This window comes from Bengtsoniella intestinalis (genome assembly GCF_039719005.1).
Lineage (GTDB): Bacteria > Bacillota > Clostridia > Oscillospirales > Oscillospiraceae > Oscillibacter > Oscillibacter intestinalis.
In genome coordinates, this window is record NZ_CP133584.1 from 1,641,152 (window position 1) to 1,660,065 (window position 18,914).

Annotated in this window: 9 protein-coding genes; all 9 read left to right on the top strand. The window is 46.7% G+C overall.

The window, feature by feature from the left end; genetic code table 11:
* The first annotated feature begins 60 nt into the window (after positions 1–60).
* The 9 genes from RFF05_RS08025 (at position 61) to RFF05_RS08065 (ending at position 18,787) form a co-directional block, all read left to right on the top strand.
* Positions 61–456, top strand: coding sequence for a hypothetical protein (locus RFF05_RS08025; RefSeq protein WP_409969837.1), 396 nt, complete (start codon positions 61–63; stop codon positions 454–456).
* 28 nt (positions 457–484) lie between these two features.
* Complete coding sequence (locus tag RFF05_RS08030; RefSeq protein WP_409969838.1) at positions 485–1,183, top strand: zinc-ribbon domain-containing protein; 699 nt, start codon at positions 485–487, stop codon at positions 1,181–1,183.
* A gap of 46 nt (positions 1,184–1,229) precedes the next feature.
* Positions 1,230–5,780 carry an S-layer homology domain-containing protein gene (locus RFF05_RS08035; protein ID WP_409969839.1) on the top strand — a complete coding sequence of 1,517 codons (4,551 nt, stop codon included), beginning with the start codon at positions 1,230–1,232 and terminating at the stop codon, positions 5,778–5,780.
* 125 nt (positions 5,781–5,905) lie between these two features.
* A complete protein-coding gene (locus RFF05_RS08040) occupies positions 5,906–7,843 on the top strand; it encodes a 5'-nucleotidase C-terminal domain-containing protein (RefSeq protein WP_409969840.1) in 1,938 nt (645 codons plus the stop codon).
* Between the two features lie 331 nt (positions 7,844–8,174).
* Positions 8,175–8,363, top strand: a complete 189-nt coding sequence (locus tag RFF05_RS08045) for a hypothetical protein (RefSeq protein WP_409969841.1) — start codon at positions 8,175–8,177, stop codon at positions 8,361–8,363.
* A gap of 111 nt (positions 8,364–8,474) precedes the next feature.
* Positions 8,475–9,968, top strand: coding sequence for a hypothetical protein (locus RFF05_RS08050; RefSeq protein ID WP_409969842.1), 1,494 nt, complete (start codon positions 8,475–8,477; stop codon positions 9,966–9,968).
* Positions 9,955–12,558: a hypothetical protein gene (locus RFF05_RS08055; protein WP_409969843.1), complete on the top strand. Its 2,604-nt coding sequence runs from the start codon at positions 9,955–9,957 to the stop codon at positions 12,556–12,558. The genes RFF05_RS08050 and RFF05_RS08055 overlap by 14 nt, the downstream gene beginning before the upstream one ends.
* Positions 12,559–12,945: 387 nt before the next feature.
* The gene (locus tag RFF05_RS08060) at positions 12,946–13,791 is read left to right on the top strand and encodes a tyrosine-type recombinase/integrase (protein ID WP_409969844.1); all 846 of its coding nucleotides are present in this window, start codon (positions 12,946–12,948) and stop codon (positions 13,789–13,791) included.
* A 373-nt stretch (positions 13,792–14,164) separates the two neighbouring features.
* On the top strand, positions 14,165–18,787 hold the full coding sequence (locus tag RFF05_RS08065) for an S-layer homology domain-containing protein (protein WP_409969845.1): 4,623 nt from the start codon (positions 14,165–14,167) through the stop codon (positions 18,785–18,787).
* Positions 18,788–18,914: the final 127 nt, after the last annotated feature.

The window sequence follows — 18,914 nt, forward strand, 5'->3', positions numbered from 1 at the left end:
AGCAACACAATAGTATCACATAATAAAAGTTATGTGGTAGCGCAGAGAGGAGTGTTGCCTATGAACATATTGCTTGTCAGCGTGGACGATAGGGTGGATTTGATACCTATGTTGCAGGAAGCCATTGACGAACCCATCGACTTTTTTCTCTCAGACAATATTGAGCAAGTGCCACAGTTTATTGCCCAACATAAAATTGACTTGTTCATCTGCGACTTGAAATTCCCAGAGCAACAAGTGGTGCAGATGGTGGATGCCATCGATAGCCCACACAACCGAGATGTGCGAGGGGTGTTCCTCCACAGTGAGCCAAACCACACGCTCTCACGCATTGGCATCAACAGTTGCGTGATGCGGGATTACCTCCTGCGACCCTACGATAAAGCACGCATCGCCACCATGTGGCGCCATTGCTTGAACGATAAATTGTACAAATATCACGCCCTTGTAGTGTGACAAAACCACAGCAAAAGGAGTGTTGCTCTTGACTTTAAAAGAATATTGTGCGCAGGGGCACTCCTCCAAGTTGCTAGACCAATGGTCGGATAAAAACGGCGATTTAACCCCCGCTATGGTGCTGACCAATAGCCTTGCGGTTGTTCACTGGCAGTGCAATTGCTGTGGGCATACATGGCGAGATACGGTGAAAAATCGCGTTGGTGGTACAGACTGTCAGGTGTGCAAAAAACCTGTGAAACCAGAGCCACGGCGACAGCGCAACCCTCGGACGGACTTGACTGGTCTGCAATTTGGGCGGTTGACCGTGGTGGAGCGTCAGGGTATCGAAAAAGAGTCGTTGTGGCTGTGCCGTTGTGATTGTGGGGGCGAAATTGTGGTTGCCCAGTCCAGTTTGACTGGCAAGAAAACCACCAGCTGTGGCTGTTTTCGAGAGGAAGTCCGCAAAGAGAATTTTAAGAACAACATTCATTTTATAGACGGCACTTGCATTGAAAAAATCGCCGCCAAAATCACGCCAAAGAATAACACCTCTGGCTTCCGTGGCGTGAGCCAACGCCCCAACGGAACCTTCCGAGTCAGCATCACCTTCAAACGCAAACGCTACGACTTGGGCACATACAAAACCAAAGAAGAAGCCATCGAGGCCAGACTAGCAGGCGAAGTGATGGTGGATGAATTTGTAGAAGCGTATAAAAATACTTTAGAGCAGGAATGTTTTAATTGAAGATATATGTTATAATAATCAGAGTGGAAATAAAGGAGAATGGATTATGAAACTAGGACGTAAAGTATTAGCATACCTCCTGTCGATCAGTATGCTGACCAGCATGATGGTCACAGGAGTCAGCGCAGAGGATGCAACGACTGCACCAGAATCTGCGGTGGTTGAAGAAGTTGTGGGGGCTATGGCGGAAGTAGGCGTGGATGTGCTAGACGATGCGGAGGTGTCACTCGCTGCCCCTGTGCCTGCCGAAAACACTATCCCTACCAATGCAGGTAATGCTATCATGAGTGCAGATGATGGCATCGCTACTATGAGTGATGAGAGTGCAGATGGAACAGAAAATGATACTTCCTCTAAATGGGATACAGGCGGTCTTACCATCTCATTTGACGATATTATTGATGATGCAGATTACGCAACTGGTGTTACCACCTACGAAGAAATCGACGGCGTTATGACCGCTGTGATTACCGTGATCATTGATGATGAATTTAGCGCTGATGGCGTTGTCGCCGGAATTTACAAGCAACTTACAGACAAAAGTGCGACTTCAGGTTGGGTATACGGCATGACAACGTTAGCAGGTGTTGGTACAGCATATCCCGATGCTACTAAGAAAGACACTGAAACTGCATATACTGATTTTGACGATGTAGTAGCTATGGTCTCCACCGGAGATACTAGCTTAACCAATCATTGGCCTTCTGTTCTATATGTGGATTCTTATACCAGCGCAAGTGAGTATAGCATTGGTACAGTCTCAGGGCAAACATTTTACAACAAAGTCTACTTCATGGATTCCAGCTCGAACTGCATCGGCACCGAGCAGTATAAAATCGTCTTCCAGAACGATGTAGCCTCCATCACCAAAAACGGCACAACAACCAACTATGCAACACTGGAAGAAGCCGTTGTAGCTGCCGAGTCTGGCGATACCATCGTGATGGATGATACATATACAATCGAAAGTGGTACAACACTGACGGTCCCCACGGGTGTGACATTGACTATTACAAATGGATTTTTGAAAAATTATGGTACAATTGTGAATGACGGCACCATTAATACTGTTGGCTACGGCATTGTAGACTACGGCACTCTTTCTGGTAACGGTTCCTATGATTTTGACGCCACGGTCACTGTAGATGGCAGCGATACGCCTTGGATTTATGCAACACTGGCAACAGCACTGACTAATTCCAGCGGTCGCACGGTCACGTTACTTAAAGATCTTAGCACGGCTAATATCTGGCTTACAAAATCTTGCACCCTTGACTTGGCTGGCTATACCATCACTGGTGGCGATAGTTATTCCAATGCTGTTATCTTGGTTTATGATTCGACAAACTCGGGCATTGACGTTACTATCAAAAGCGGAACTGTGACTAGTAGCCAAGCAAATGGCGGTTCAAATACAGGCTATGTTATTTGGGGTTATTATGGGTATGATAGCATAACCATAGAAGATTTAACTATAACGAATACTGCTGAAACAAGTGGCTATGGGGTAGTTCATTATACTGGTGATTTGGTGGTAAATAGTGGAAGCGCTATTAGTGCATCCTTTGCTAGTATTGCGGTTTATGGTGCAAATGACAGCGATGACATTGTTAATGTCGAAATCAATGGCGGTACCATCGGCAACGAGAATGCCACCTATGGTTTAACTGGTCAGGGCGCATACGACTACACCAATATCACCATCAACGGCGGTACCATTCAAGGTTATAACATGGCAATCTACCACCCACAAGTTGGTGATTTGACCATTAATGGTGGTACAATTACTGGTTATTACAGTGGCATCCAATATAGTGGCGAAGGCGCTCTGGTAATGAATGATGGTACGGTGGAAGCCACTGTAACGGAGACGGTTGAGCTTTATAAAGATAGTTCTGATGGCGACGGCGGTATTGCTCAATCTGGCGCAGCTATCCTCTTTATGTCTCGTGGTAGTGGCTACCAAGATAATCTTGACGATTTCACTGGTGAAATCAACGGTGGCACCATCAAATCTGCCGCCAATGCACCGATTATTGTTTGTCGTATGAATAAAGTAACCGGCGAATGGGTATTTAATGAAGACTCTACTGTTGGCGATAACTACTTAGACAGCCTTACCATCACCGGCGGCACCTTCATTGGTGCAACTGATTTCTCCATCGAGCCAGTTGCCGAATCTGAAGGGGTGGTCTCCATCTCTGGCGGCGAATACTCCGTGGCACCTTCTGATACTTGGCTTGCTGCTGGTTGCCATGTTAGCGAAGATACCAATGGCGACGGCTATTATTACGTTTATACCGAAGCCACTGTGACTGATACTTCTGGCGAAATCACCTATGCTGGTACTTTGGCAGAAGCCGTAGCCGCCGCAAGCGATGGCGATATCATCACCATTTATACTGACATTGAAATGACCAGCAACATCGCCATTGGTGCAAAATCTCTGACTTTCGTGGGCGCAACAGGGGAAGAAACTATCTCGAACTCCACTACTGGGGATCAAAGATTTAGTTTGACTGCAGGTTATACTGTCACTTTTGAAAACCTAGATTTTGATATTTACGAAACTCTGCTATATCCAAATGATTCTATTGGCATTACCTTTAACAACTGTGATATTACTATGTTTAGCACAGGCTATCTGTTCTCCACTGATGGTTGCGCACTGGATGTGACCTTCACCAACAACACCGTTGGCGGAACCGTGAAAAAGGTGTTTATTGTCCGTGTGGATGCGACCCATTCCTTTGTGATGACTGGCAATACGATCACATTTGAAGGCTCTGATGTTGGCACAGAAACCACCTCTGCCGTGGGCACCATTGTGGTGCAAGGCGAGGGTGCCAAGGTGACTATTACAGACAACATGATTACTGATTTCTACCGTGGATTCAGCATCGACAACAGCACCGCAACTGGCTCTTGGACAATTACAGGAAACAGCTTTATCAACACTCGTTACGCCTTGAACTATACCAGTGCAAAAGACTGCAATGATATTTCCATGGCGTACAACTACAACAGCGCTACTGCCGATGGCACTGGCACTGAGGTAGGCTTGTTGGATGAAGTGACCCCCGAAGATACTTCTGGCATCACCCTCTACCCCTACTACGCCGACTCTGCTCTCACCATCCTAGTCTATGAGGACGGCGAATCCTCCACCGTTGACGAGGTTGCAACGGAAATTCTGACCGACTTGGATAGCTTGGATACCACTGACGCCGATGCCGTCAACGAAGCCGCCATGTTGGTGGCTCTGGCTGACACCACTACCATGATTGCCGAAGATGAAACCCTCATTGATGCCATCAACGAGTTAGATGCCGCTTTCTTGGAAATCAATACCAACATCGATGTCACCGCTGACTTGACTGAAATGGAGAGCGAAGAATACACTATCCAACAGGTGGAAGTGGAAGGTCTGGCTCTGGCTGTGTACGGCAGTTCCGTCCCCGATGACGATGTGGAGTTGATTTTGGATGTTGACCAAATTGAGTCCGCTGACGATGTGGACTTGGCATTTACCGCTGTGCCTTACGTCAGTGTCAACGATGGTGCTGCCACCAAGGTGGAAAACGAAGATTTGAATGCACCTGTTACCTTCCAAGTCTATCTGCCCGACACCTTCGAAGGCAACCGTGCCACCGTTGTTCATGTAAAGAGCGACGGTAGCGAAAGCACCTACAACTTGACTGTTTACACAGACGAAAGTGGCAACAAGTACATCCAAATCACCGTTACTGAGTTCTCCACCTTCTATGTGACAGGGTATACCTACACCTCCACTTCCTCCTCTGGCGGTACTAGCTATTACTCCTCCTCTGTGGCTTCCACTTCCAATGGCGACGTGTCCATCAGCTCTAGCAAGTCTGCTTCTGGTACCAAAATTACCATCACCACTGATCCCGACAACGGCTATGTGGTGGGCGATGTGACTGTCACCTACTCCTCTGGTCGTGAGGTTTCTGTCACCGACAATGGCGATGGCACTTATAGCTACATCCAACCTGGTGCCGCTGTGACGGTGTCTGTCACCTTCGTGGCAACTGGCGAAGAAGTGGAAGACGATAGCTTGTTCAGCGATGTGGACGAAGATGCTTACTACTACGACGCAGTCTTGTGGGCTGTGGAAAACGGCATCACTTCTGGGTACAGCGACGGCACCTTCCGTCCTGACACCACTTGTACCCGTGCACAGGCCGTCACTTTCCTGTGGCGTGCCGCTGGTGAACCTGTGGTGAATTTCGTGAACCCATTCTCCGACATAAGCTCTGACGATTACTACTACGAAGCTGTGCTGTGGGCAGTGTCCGAAGGCATCACCACTGGCTACGACGACGGCACCTTCCGCCCCGACACCACCTGCAACCGTGGCGCCATCGTCACCTTCCTGTATCGTGCCGCAGGCGAACCAGACGTAGACGGCGACGCTCTGTCCGACGTGGAAGAAGGCGCATATTACTACGACGCAGTCCTCTGGGCAGTGTCCGAAGGCATCACCACCGGTTACACCGATGGCACCTTCCAACCCACCACCACCTGCACAAGAGGCCAAATTGTGACCTTCTTGTATCGGTACTTGGGGGAATAAATTACATAAATGATGCCAGAAAGAGGGGTGAGTTATCAAAACTCACCCCTCTTTTGTTGACGTTATGACCAAATTATGGTAGAATAAAGCATGGGAATTTTCAACAAAATATGGAGGGTGCTACAATGAAAAAACGACTATGCGTACTATTCTTGGTTCTGGGGCTCATGTCCAACTGGGCTTACGCCACAGATGTGGAACAGACCACCCTGTCTCCCACGGAGATGCTCACAGAAACACTGCCTGAAACCTATGGCGATGATACGATTTTCATCGTTCACACCAATGACACCCACTGCGGTATCGACTATGGATTTGGCTTTGCAGGGGTGGCCTCTTACTACGAAACACTGGGCGGGATGTATGACAATGTTGCCTTGGTGGATGCTGGCGATGCCATTCAAGGTGCCGCCGTGGGACTGGTGACAAAAGGTGAAGCCCTAACTTCTCTTATGATTGAAACAGGCTATGAAGTTTTCACACTGGGCAACCACGAATTTGACTATGGAATGGAAGTGCTCACTGAGCGTATGGATGAATTGCTAGACAAGGGGATTTCCGTGCTATCTGGTAACTTTTCCAATATTCAAGGGGACGAGCCCGTGTATCCTTATGAAGCCTACACCATTGAGACCTATGGCGATGTTTCTGTGGCCTATGTGGGCATTACCACACCACTGACATTGACCTCTGCCGACCCAACCACATTCAAAGATGAACAGGGCAATCTGATTTACAGCTTTGGCAACGACGATGGAGAAGCGGCCTTTTATGCCTTGGTACAGTCCTTGGTGGATGAGGCCAATGCACAGGCAGATTACGTGGTGCTGTTGGCTCATCTAGGTGTGGACGATAGCCCCTATCGCTCTATTGATATTGTTGCCGCCACCGAGGGCATTGATGTTGTCATTGATGGGCATTCCCATACTGTTATGGAGGGCGACTCCTACCCCAATAAAAATGGCGAAGAAGTTTTAATCACCCAAGCTGGCACCCAGTTCCAATGTCTAGGCGTGGTCACCATCGACCCTAGCACCGATACCATCGGCTCCTTCCTTGTGATGCCCGAAGCCTATACCTATAAAAATGACGTGGTGTTATCCATGGTTGCAGAAATCAATGCGGAGTTAGAAGCCGAATTGGGCACCGTGGTGGGGCACAGCGATTATGATTTGATTGTTGCACATCCAGACACAGACACTCGATTGGTGCGTAGCGTCGAAACCAATATGGGGGATTTTGTATCAGATGCCTTTAGAACTGTCTTTGATACAGATATTGCCTTTGCTCACGGCGGTGGCTTGCGCAGTGGCATTTCTGCTGGAGATATTACCAAGGGTGATATTATGGACGTGCGTCCTTTTGGCAATCAAATTGTCGCCGTCTATGCCACAGGACAGCAAATCCTAGATGCACTGGAACTAGGTGCCATGGTTGCACCCCAACAAGAAAATGGAGCCTTTTTGCAAGTTTCTGGGCTTACCTATGTGATTGATAGCTCTTTTACTAGCACAGTGGAAGTTGACCCTGTAACGGGGGATTTTATTCAAGTGACTGGTGAATATCGAGTTGGCCATGTGTACGTGGACGATGAGCCTTTGGATCTGACCAAGACTTATACCTTAGCCGCTGATGCTTTCCTTCTCTGTGCGGGGGGCAATGGATTTACTATGTTCCTAGATTGTCAGCGCACAGATATGGACCCCATTGTGGACACGCAGGTGTTAGAGACTTATTTGGTAGATTATCTGGATGGTGAAGTAAGTGAAGAATATTCCGCACTGTACGGTCAAGACAGGATTACAGATGTTCATGTAGAATTTGGCTACACGGAAGAATCTGACGCAGATGTTGCGGAGGTGGAAGAATCCCTAGTGGAAACCCCAGTAGAAAATACAGTTGAGACCTATACGGTGGTAGCTGGGGATACCCTGTGGAAAATCGCCACCATGTATTTGGGCGATGGCAGCAAATATGACCTCATCTATCAAATGAACACCGATATACTAACTGACCCCAACTGCATCTATGTAGGGCAAGTGCTGAAGATTGCTGGGATTTAAAGAAAATTTTTCCGTCTTTTTTGATGATTTAATGTCGAAATGACTGGGCATTATATTAGCATTCACAGCTTTTGTGGATAGATGTCTGGGGATAGGTGGGCTATTATAATGCAAAATATCGATTTTATCACAAGTTTGTTACAAAACAGCCGAGAATATGATTAAAATATCATGAAAAAATAGCAAGAAACCCTTGACAAATGGGGTGTAACGGCGTATACTGGATTTACTCTTATTGAGGAGTGGAAAGTGTATAGCCTTTACACCCCTCAGAGAGTAATTTCTTTAATTAGAATGGTCGCATGTCTTTTGGCGACGGAGGTAAATTGTTATGCGTGTGAATTTGAATTTTTCCAAAGGGATCTTTAGCAAGGGGGAAGTTTGGGAAAACTACACGCCTAGCCGTGGGTCTTATTTTTCTTCAGGGGTAGTACGAAAAGAACCTATCTCAGTATTTACCGCAGGAGAATTTACATTGGAAGAGATGTTGGCTTGCGAAGGAAAAAAAGAACGTAGATAAAAGCATATTTTCAAATTTGTAAAACGACAGTGCACAAAAAGCATTGTCGTTTTTTTGGGTACTTTGTCGAAAAAAGGGGCATTTTGACAGATAGAGAGAAGGTGCTAGCAGGTGAAACGAATTAGAAAATCCATCTCCAATATGACGGCAAGCGATACCATGTATATCCTGCTGGTTGGCTTTGCGGTTGTTGCTATATTACCAGTGTTGCTAGACAAAGCAACCATTCAAAGATTCTTATATGACGGTCAAGATACGCTGTTAGCGTTGGTTTGCGCCATTGTAGTGCCTCTATTTGTGTTGATGTGGCAATCAGAGAAAAACCGTGAGTATGGAATCGCCCAGTCTACCATTTGCAAGTATTATTTATTTGTGGCTTTGGTAGATACAGCGATTTGGGTTTTAGTATTTTTTTGCATGGATTGCCCAGATGAGTTGCCATGCTTTGAGCTGAGCGGGGCAGGCGTTTTTCGCTTGCTATATTTGCTGTTGGCACGAGAAGCTGCCCCTGCAAACGTGGCGGATATCCCAATTTCAGGGATGATAATTGTTTTTGCTCTGATTTTTATTTATTTCTTGGTTGTACTGATGGCTATTGGTATGATTTTGAGAAATAACCATGTAGTGATCTCTAGCCTGTTTGCAATCGATTGGATGTGCTATTGCATCCCAGTGAAATTGAAATTGCGGCATAGAAATCCTGTATCTAATGGATCGGGGTCTTTGTATCAAGAACACACGACTGCTTTGTTGACCCATAGCCTATCGAGAGAGGCTTGTGGGAGCAAGCAGTCCATGGATAACTTCAGACAAGAGTATGAATTATATTACAACTTTTTTCAAAAGTATTTTGCAACCCACTTAACGACGCATAATGGCAAGCTTTCTAAAATAGCAAATAAAATAAACGGCAAACTTTTTGACACTGAAGAAGCATCGGTTGCTGGCAAAGATGTGGTTATTGCAAACGATAACGATATCCCTGATGCAGTAATGCGTGGATATTGGGATGCATATCTGTTGCTCTATCCTATGCTGCATCGTGCGATTGTAGATAGCGAAGGGGACAAAACCCAACACTACATTTTAATGTTGCAAGATCATTTGGGGATAACCTGTCAACAAAGTGGGCGTAGTTATGATAAGAAGCAACAGAATGTAGCGCAAGATGATACTCGTATGCGCCTGTATGGGTATGTTACGAATTTACACACATGTGCGCTTTTCCATGTGTTGCTTTGCGAGGCATCCGTGGAAACATTGTACCAAGATGTGCAACGGTTTGTAAACTGTGCCCAAGGAATAGATGTGCAATTGCAACTTTTGGGGGTTTTCTATGTGGTCTTAAAACGTGCCGACATCGACTCTAAATTGTCGCAGTTGAGCATCATGGTGGATGATTTGTTCCCACTGGGCATCCATACATTAGAGTTAGCAGAGGCGAGAGGCGAGGCAATGGTGTTTTACCAGTGGTTAGGCTTATATGATGCGGTTTTGATGAATCTTTATAACCAAGAAACACAAATCAGCCGAGATACGTTGAACATAAAAGAGGGGCTAAATGCCTTGCTAGGAAGGAGACGATGCTTATATGGGTGCCAATAAAAATTCTTCGTGCTACAAACAACAACTGCCAGACAGTTGTATTGAATTTGGAATTCGCCCCAATTCAAACCAGTCAGACGATTGGTTTGTGCTAGGCCCTTTTGATTATTGTAAAATTACCCCTATTTTAAGGGAGAGTGTCTCTTCTCAAGAGCCTTGGTTGAGTGTGTTGGCGCAATACAAGAAAGAGCGCTCTGGTGAAGATGGCTTTGATATGCGCAATAAGCAGTTTTTCATTGTCAACCAAAGTCAAAAGGATGATGATGCAGGATTTAAGTCAGAGCCAAAGTTGTTCCAACTCATATCCTTTGTCCATTTGACACAAAGCAGTCAAACAAATGCTTTTGCTACAACTGTTCAAAATATGGCAGGTAGCCACGAAGATGTGGAATACCAAGTGTTTCGTGCCCTAAATTATTGTGATGAAATCGTTGTTTTTCGGGCTGTAAAATATGAGATATTATTACAAATAGCGGATAAGTTAAACCAAGATTCTGCTGTAAGTTATATTTACAGCACCCTATGCATGGCGGCCAATATAGAGGTGAAGGACATCGCTGATGATGCTAGTATGGCGCAAGGATATGTGCGAGCCCAGCTCAATAGCACACAGCAGCGTGTGGAGTTGGTCGAGATTATGGAAGAGGCGTTTGAGCAAAAAATGGCCGCCCATATTATACCTGGGCACGAAGATGTCTACTGTCCGTTTCAGGAGGTTTCTTATAAAAAACTGTTGCAGTTTGAAAAGGCTGTTGCAAAAAATGGCTTTCATGATGTGGTGACCACCTTGACTTGCTCAGAATTTGATAAAGGGCATATAAAGCAAGGGACGCAATCGCAGGTGAAGTCCGAGCGATGGATAGTGCAAGTGAAAGATATCCAACGCTTGGGGTGTAAGCCAGAGATGGATGCCGTTGAAGGGGCTATGTACGGTTGGGGTGCGCATTTAATTGAAGAACTGAAACAATTGGCGTACATGGAAAAACAAGGTAGTGCCAAGGAAATCTTTGCCTTAATTGCGCCGGCAATGGACGCTTTCATTGAATTGCTTGGCAGTGAAAACTTTGAAAACTACATTAAAAATGTGCCCGAAGATGAAGGGCGGCATATGATGGACCGATTTGCCCGTGGGGTGTTGGTGCTGTTGCAACATGCTTCCAATATGGATTTGCAAATGATGCAGCTGCCAAATCGCGCGCCTTCATTGGCTGAGTATTCTACCAAATTGGTGGCGGCTTATGGTGCCTTTGGTTATCAAGTGACAGAACTGCTCCGTTCGTTAGACCAAACGCCAACGGCGGACTATACGCTGCTCATGGTGCCCAAGCTATGCTTGCGCATTAGGAATAACACCATTTTCCCTGTTTCGGAGCAGACAGAAACGGCTTCCTTTTCCCAGCGGATTATTGACTTGGATTTGCCCTTTGGCTGTTTGGATGACCCCCAGCTCACACTCATTTCTTTGATACATGAGGTAGCACATGTGGTTGGTCATGATTTGCGGTCACGAAAAGAGCGTGAAGATGCGTTTCTTCAATGTATGATTTTAGAGCTGTTGCTTAATTTGGGGATTGTGACATCGCCAATGGCGTGGCTCAAATTGAAAACTACCATTGTTAACGATCATTACAGAAGAAAGGGAAAGGAAAATCATGAGCCCCATCGGTTAACAGAACAAGGAGCAGGCATCTGCAAAACCTTGATGAATTTATGCGATTGTTCATCAGAGACGCTGGTGGACTTGTTCTGTGAATTTGACTCTGCATATGTGGCTAAGTATACTCGCTATCAGAATTTGCCCTTTGGAGAAGAAAAATACCAACTATCCCTTGACCTGAGCGACCAATGCACGGAATTTTGGAGTCGGGTGAAGCGGTATGTGTGGCCTGTAGGCGTTAATTCGGAGTTGCCAAAGCAAACATTGGCCAGCACCCGCAACTTTCTGCAAGAATTATTCAAAGAGTGTTATGCGGATATCGTGATGATTACCCTCTTGGATTTGGACTTGGAAAGCTATGTTGAAAGCTTTTACCGCACAGAGGAAAAAGCGTTTAACCACCCCGAAAACATCTTTGATTATGTGGAAAAAACCCGCATACAATGCGTTATGCGCTGTATGAACATGAAAGAAAAGAAACAGTGCCATTGGAAATTCCCTGATGTGGAACCCCGTGGAGGCGTGCTGAAAGATGGTAAAAACAAGGCGAAAACGTATATCGATGCATACAATCGAGACACGGACACTGCTGGGACTAAACGAGTCTCTTCTTTTGTGGAACAGTTATTTTATAGTTTTTATCAATCCGAAGAAAATAAAATTTCTGAAAAAACCATTTATATTGTGGCTGATTATTTGGCGGTGTGTCAAATGAAACTGGAAAAGGCTTTGGAAAAAGTTGACAGTGACGCAATTCAAAATATCAGAGAAAGCTATCAAGCGTTGAAATCAACCGATGGTGCTAAGGTGATAGAAGTCATGTCTGCGCTGTTAGAAGCGGAAAAGGTGAGACAAGCGCCCAAAAACACGAAGGTGGAAAAATGTGGCAATTCAGCAGAAGTCGCCCCTGCTGTTGACAGTGTTACCAATTAAATATTCCAACACATAAGAAACCCCACAAGAAAACGCTATAAAACGTTTTCTTGTGGGGTTATTATATACAGCGACGTTTATCGAATTGTACTATACTGCCACGTAAACGTCAACGCGACCTACGCCTTGCTACTCCATAAACTTAGCTCGTTATTTTCATATAAATCTTTGATATACTCCACCGTAGCCATACTTATCACCTTTCTGCTACCGCCTTAGTTGTTAGTCACTCTAAGGGTAACGCATTTTCAAGGTGCTGAGTATGGCTTTTTTGCCCCATTCTCCCCATGCCTTTTCGGGTCTCATTGCGCTACTTTTATATTATCCCTAGAATTTTTCCTTCTTAGCTGTTAAAAATAGAGACACCCATAGAAGGAGGAAATTCCCATGACAACTTACAATCTTGAAGTCTTAAATCAATATGAAATCTATCTTCGCCAGGAGGAGCGCAGTCAGAATACCATCCAAAAATATCTCCGTGACCTTCGGACATTTCTTGTATTCACTGATGGGCAGGAGCTGAGCAAGCTGATGGTGCTATCCTTCAAAGAGCACTTGATTACCACCTATGCCCCTGCTAGTGTCAACTCCATGTTAGCGGCAGTCAATGGCTTTTTGGAGTGGCTAGGATTTCCTCAGTACAAGGTCAAGCAATTAAAAATCCAGAGGGAAATCTTTTCAAAGCCCGAAAAGGAACTGAGCCAGCGAGAGTATGAACGGCTGATCCAAGCGGCGGAGAAGAAAAATAATCGCAAGCTGGCACTCCTCATCCAGACCATCTGTGCCACTGGTATCCGTGTGTCAGAGCTACGCCACGTCACAATGGATGCGCTCCACACAGGTCGCACCACGGTGTCGTGCAAGGGGAAAAATCGCACAATTTTCTTGCCCAAGGAACTGTGCCGTAATCTAAAGCACTTCTGCAAGGAACAGGGCATACAATCTGGTGCCATCTTCCTAGCCAAAACAGGCAAACCACTGGATCGCTCCAATATCTGGCGCATGATGAAATCCCTCTGTAAAGATGCCAATGTGGAGCCTAGCAAAGTGTTCCCCCATAACCTCCGCCACCTGTTCGCCCGAACCTACTACAAAATAGAAAAAGACATCAGCCGTCTGGCTGACATCTTGGGTCACAGTAGTATCAATACCACTCGTATTTATACCATTGAAACAGGAGCAAAGCACGCACGACAACTGGATAAAATGCAACTGGCATATAGTTTGACGTAATAACACATAACTTTTCTTATGTGATACGTGCATCTAACAAATGACAATACTTGGGTTATATTTTATCACGATAAATTAAAATATTCAAGGGATATTGCAAAAGAATTGATTGTTTTTTCTAAGAAAACAAACACTGCTAGACCGATTAAATGATTTTTAATCGGTCTAGACGTCATGCCTATTTTAAAAAATTCAAATCAGCCAAAGCACTCCTTTTCCATCATGTCAAACCGCACTTTTGCTGAATTCATATGATAAGTATCACATAAGAAAAGTTATGTGGCAAACCCCAAGCAACCTAATATCAAGATGCTAGCTTTCCCCCTTGATATTAGGTGACAACGAAATTCGAAACACGAAGGAGCAATGAAGAATGAAAAAACGATTATTAGGACTAACCCTCACCATCATGGCTATGATGGCCCTGCTGACGGTGAGTGCCAGCGCGGTGGATATGACACAAGAGGAATTTGAAGCTGCCATTACCGACGTTGCAACTAGCGGAACTGTCACACTGACAGGCGACGTTTCATTAACCTCTTGTGTAAATATTTCTGAAAGCATGACACTGGAATTGGCTGGCTATTCCATTTCCTGCTCAACAACTGGTTACCATGCAATTCTAGTACAAGATAGCGCACAAGTTATCATTCAAGATAGCGGTAGCACTGGTTCTATTGGCTCTCTAAATGGTTCTGCCATTTATGTAAAAGGCGGCAAAGTAACCTTAAAATCTGGTTCTTTGACCAGTGCAACAGGCAACGGTGTAAACGTTTCAGGCGACACCTCTTCTGACCACAGCAGTGCTGTTTCCTCCACCTTTATCATGGACGGTGGCTCTGTTGCATCTCAAGAATACGGCATTGGTGTTTACGGCGACGGCGCTGTTGTTGTTGTGAACGCTGGCACAATCACAGCAAGAGACAATGCCGCTATCGCTGGCAATGGTACTGTGAGTTCTACCTACAACTACGGCGGCACTGATATCACCATCACTGGTGGTAATATCACCGCTTATACCACATCTGCTGGTTACTACAACTGCGCAGTGTACATTCCCCAAGATGGCGAATTAACCATCACTGGCGGTACCATCACTGGTGATTATGGCGCAGGTGTTGTTATCCGTGGTGGCGATGCTACCATCACTGGCGGCACCATCATCGGCAATGGCCCTAACACAGCTGCACAAGTGGGCGATGCCAGCCCAACTTATAGCGCTGGTATCGAAATCAACTATTCTGTAAACTATCCAGGCGGCATTGGTGACGTTGTCATCGACACAACATCTGCTAATGTATCTAGCACAACTGGCGAAGCCGTTTTGCTGATTGGCACTTCCGCAGCCAACAGCCCATCTTCCTCTGTTAAAGTTGACGGCGTTGAAGCTGATTTGTCCTCTTTGGCTAATATCAACTACAGCTGGGATAGTAGCGCACAAGAATGGATTGCAGTTGTCTCTGGCGAAGCAGAACTCATCAGCGCTCTAGCTGTTGGTGGCACCATTGAACTGCTGAGCGATATCACTTTATCTGCTAACACCTCCATTTCTACCGATACCATTTTAACTGGTGATGGCGAGTTCACGAACGAAGCCACCATCACCATCGAAGACGGCACAACTGTGACCATCGCATCTGGCGCAACCTTAACCAACAATGGCACCATCCTGTTGGGTAGCGATACTACCTCTGGCGACCGTATGGCTCTGTCCATTGATGGCAACACCATGACTGCTTCTGCCATTGCGTATTCTTCTGGCGACGTTGCTACTCTGGTCATCGAAGCTGGTGCAACGTACACCAACACTGATACCATCGTAGTGACTGGTGAATTCACCGTTGAAGACGGCGCAACCGTCACCAACTCTGGTACCATCGATTTGACTGATGCAACTAACGTTACCATTGCTGGCGATATCACTAACGAAGGTACCATCGACTTGACTGGCGTTACTGAAATTACCATCGAAGGTACCATCGAAAACAACGGTGAAATCATTTTGGATAGCACAACCACTGTCCAAGATATCATTGACATGGAAATCACTGGTACTGGCTATATCACCGTTGACGGCGGCAATGGTGGTGATGACACCACCTACACCAACGATGGTGTGGCTACCACTCCTGTATCTTCTTATGAAGAATTGGCTGCTGCTATTTCTGAAAGTAAAACCCACATCACCCTGACTGATAACATCACCTTTGGCGATGCTATCACCATCGGCTACGATGTCACCATCGATGGTGGCAATTACACCATCACTGGCGTGGCAACCTCCACCGCTTCCGCCTTTATCATCACTGCTGGTACTGTGTCTATTTCCAATGTCACCATCACAAATTTTGGCACAGAAGTGGCTGATAACACCGTGATTGACATCACTGGAGGCACTGTCACCATCGACAACGTAACCATTTCCAACTTTGGTAAGCGTGGCATCCGTGCCATGGGCGATACCACTGTACTGACTGTAACCAACAGCATCATTGATGCTGCTGCTACCGAAAATAGCCCTGACCGTACCCCCAGTGGCATCGTGGTTGGTAACTCTGCCACCGCTACTATTACCAATGTAACCATCGAAAATGCCAATTCTACTGCAGCTAACTATAGTGCAAGCGGTATTCTGGTTTACACTGGTGCAACTGCCACTGTTACTGGATGTGACTTTGACAATTGCGACAACGCCATCGCTTGCGACTGGTATTATGACGCAGGTGACACCGATGTCAAAGCAACCGTTAGCCAATCTGAAAACACCTTCACCGATTGCGCTGGCGAAATGAACTTCAAGGCCAAAGACTTGACCGTCGACGAACTAAACGCCGCTTTGGAAGCTTACGACAAAGTGCAACTGTATGCAGATTTGACCCTGGATGAGGATGTCATCGTGCCAGAAGGCACCACCTTATTTGTTTACACTGGCACCGAAATCACAGTTGATGACGGCGTGACCCTGACCAACAACGGCACCATCGACAACAACGGTACCATCGACTTCCCCGACGGCACCACCGCTGCTGAAATTGCCGCTCTAGGCATCACTGGCGACGGTAGCACCACCGTGAATGGTGGCGAAATCGGCAACTGGAGCAGTCAAGCCGCCTCCGCCGTCGAAAACACCGACTACACAGTCTCTGGCGACAACTACACCATTTTGACTGCTACTGGTTTGGCTTGGGTTGCATATCAAGTGAATGACCAAAGCAACGACTTCGATGGCAAAATCATCACCCTAGGCGATGACATCGACCTGTCCGCTTACGAATGGACTCCCATTGGTACTTCCACCGCAGCCTTCAAGGGCACCTTTGATGGCGGTAGCGATGATGGCTACGAAATCTCTGGCTTAACCATCACTGCTGATGGCAACAACCAAGGTTTGTTTGGCTACATTGTTGCCGCAACCATCCAAGACGTCACCGTTTCTGGTACCATTAACGTCAGCTATACCGACTCTACCAGCGGTGTTTACATCGGTGGCGTTGTCGGCTATGCAGAAGGCGCATTCACCATTGACAATTGCATCAACTATGTAAACGTCACTGGTGGCGAAAAAGTGGCTGGCATCTTAGGCGGTACTAAAACCGGAAGTGCCAACACTGGTTCTGAAATCAAAAACTGCGTCAACAACGGCACCATCACCATCACCTCTGGTAAGGAACAAGCCGCTGGTATTGTGGGCTATGCCCGCAGCACAGCCATCACCGATTGTGTCAATGCTGGCACCATCACCAACAGTGCCAATTATACCGCAGGCATTGTAGCTTATTCCAACAGTTGCGCCATCTCTGGTTGCTCCAACACTGGCGCAATCACTGGCACCTCTGACGTGGGTGGCATCGTGGGTCGTGCCACTTCTACAGCTACCACCATCACAGATTGCTACAGCACCGTAGAACCCACTGGTTCCTCTAACGTAGGCGGCATCTATGGCACGCTTAACGATGGCACCTTCTCCAACTACACCGTCACCTTTGATGCTGACGGCGGCACTGTGGAAAATGATATTCTCTACATGCAAACTGATGATGTGAGTAAGTTCCCAACCGCAACCAAGTCTAGCTATAGCTTTGACGGTTGGTTCTACGATGGCTCTGAAGTGACCACACTTTCTGGTGATATTAACGTCACCGCTTCTTGGACTGTAGTCTCCTCCTCTGGTTCTTCCTCCTCTGGCGGCTCCTCTACCTATTCTTCCTCTGTGGCTTCCACTTCTAACGGTAGCGTGTCCATCAGCTCTAGCAAGTCTGCTTCTGGTACCAAAATTACCATCACCACTGATCCCGACAACGGCTATGTGGTGGGCGATGTGACTGTCACCTACTCCTCTGGTAAGGAAGTGTCTGTCACCAACAATGGCGATGGCACTTATAGCTACATCCAACCCGGCGCCGCTGTCACCGTCACTGTCACCTTCGTTTCTGAAGATGGCGAAGACGATGACGACGGCTTGGACGAAGCTTCTGGCTTCTACGATGTTGACCCCGACGCTTACTACTACGACGCGATGCTGTGGGCAGTTGAAATGGGCATCACCACCGGTTACACCGACGATACCTTCCGCCCCACCACCACTGCAAACCGCGCACAAGTGGTCACCTTCTTGTGGCGTGCCGCTGGTAGCCCCGAAGCCTCCATCGACAACCCCTTCACCGACTTGGAAGCCGACAGCTACTACTATGACGCTGTGCTCTGGGCTGTTGAAAACGGCATCACCGCAGGCACCACCGACACCACCTTCTCCCCCGACAGCACCTGCACCCGCGGTCAAATCGTCACCTTCATGTTCCGCATGGACGGCGAAGACGCTGTTGACAACGCTGATCCCATGACCGACATGGTGTTCGGCTCCTACTACTACGATGCAGCCCTGTGGGCCATCGAACAAGGCATCACCACTGGCTACAGCGATGGTACCTTCCAAGCAAGCACCCTGTGCACCCGTGGCCAAATCGTAACCTTCCTGTATCGGTATTTGGCTGAGTAACCTTTACCATTTCAAAGAGATGGCTTAAAAGCACTGAGAGAGACCACCGTAACAAGTGGTCTCTCTCTTTTGTGTTCCAAGGCAAAGGACTGCCTTGCTCTGTTTATAGTGTGGATGCTTATACCTC

Bases quoted from the DNA above. Each gene is read 5' to 3' on its own strand.
- RFF05_RS08025 (WP_409969837.1), top strand. From the start codon at position 61: ATGAACATATTGCTTGTCAGCGTGGACGATAGGGTGGATTTGATACCT.
- RFF05_RS08035 (WP_409969839.1), top strand. From the start codon at position 1,230: ATGAAACTAGGACGTAAAGTATTAGCATACCTCCTGTCGATCAGTATG.
- RFF05_RS08040 (WP_409969840.1), top strand. From the start codon at position 5,906: ATGAAAAAACGACTATGCGTACTATTCTTGGTTCTGGGGCTCATGTCC.
- RFF05_RS08045 (WP_409969841.1), top strand. From the start codon at position 8,175: ATGCGTGTGAATTTGAATTTTTCCAAAGGGATCTTTAGCAAGGGGGAA.
- RFF05_RS08055 (WP_409969843.1), top strand. From the start codon at position 9,955: ATGGGTGCCAATAAAAATTCTTCGTGCTACAAACAACAACTGCCAGAC.
- RFF05_RS08060 (WP_409969844.1), top strand. From the start codon at position 12,946: ATGACAACTTACAATCTTGAAGTCTTAAATCAATATGAAATCTATCTT.
- RFF05_RS08065 (WP_409969845.1), top strand. From the start codon at position 14,165: ATGAAAAAACGATTATTAGGACTAACCCTCACCATCATGGCTATGATG.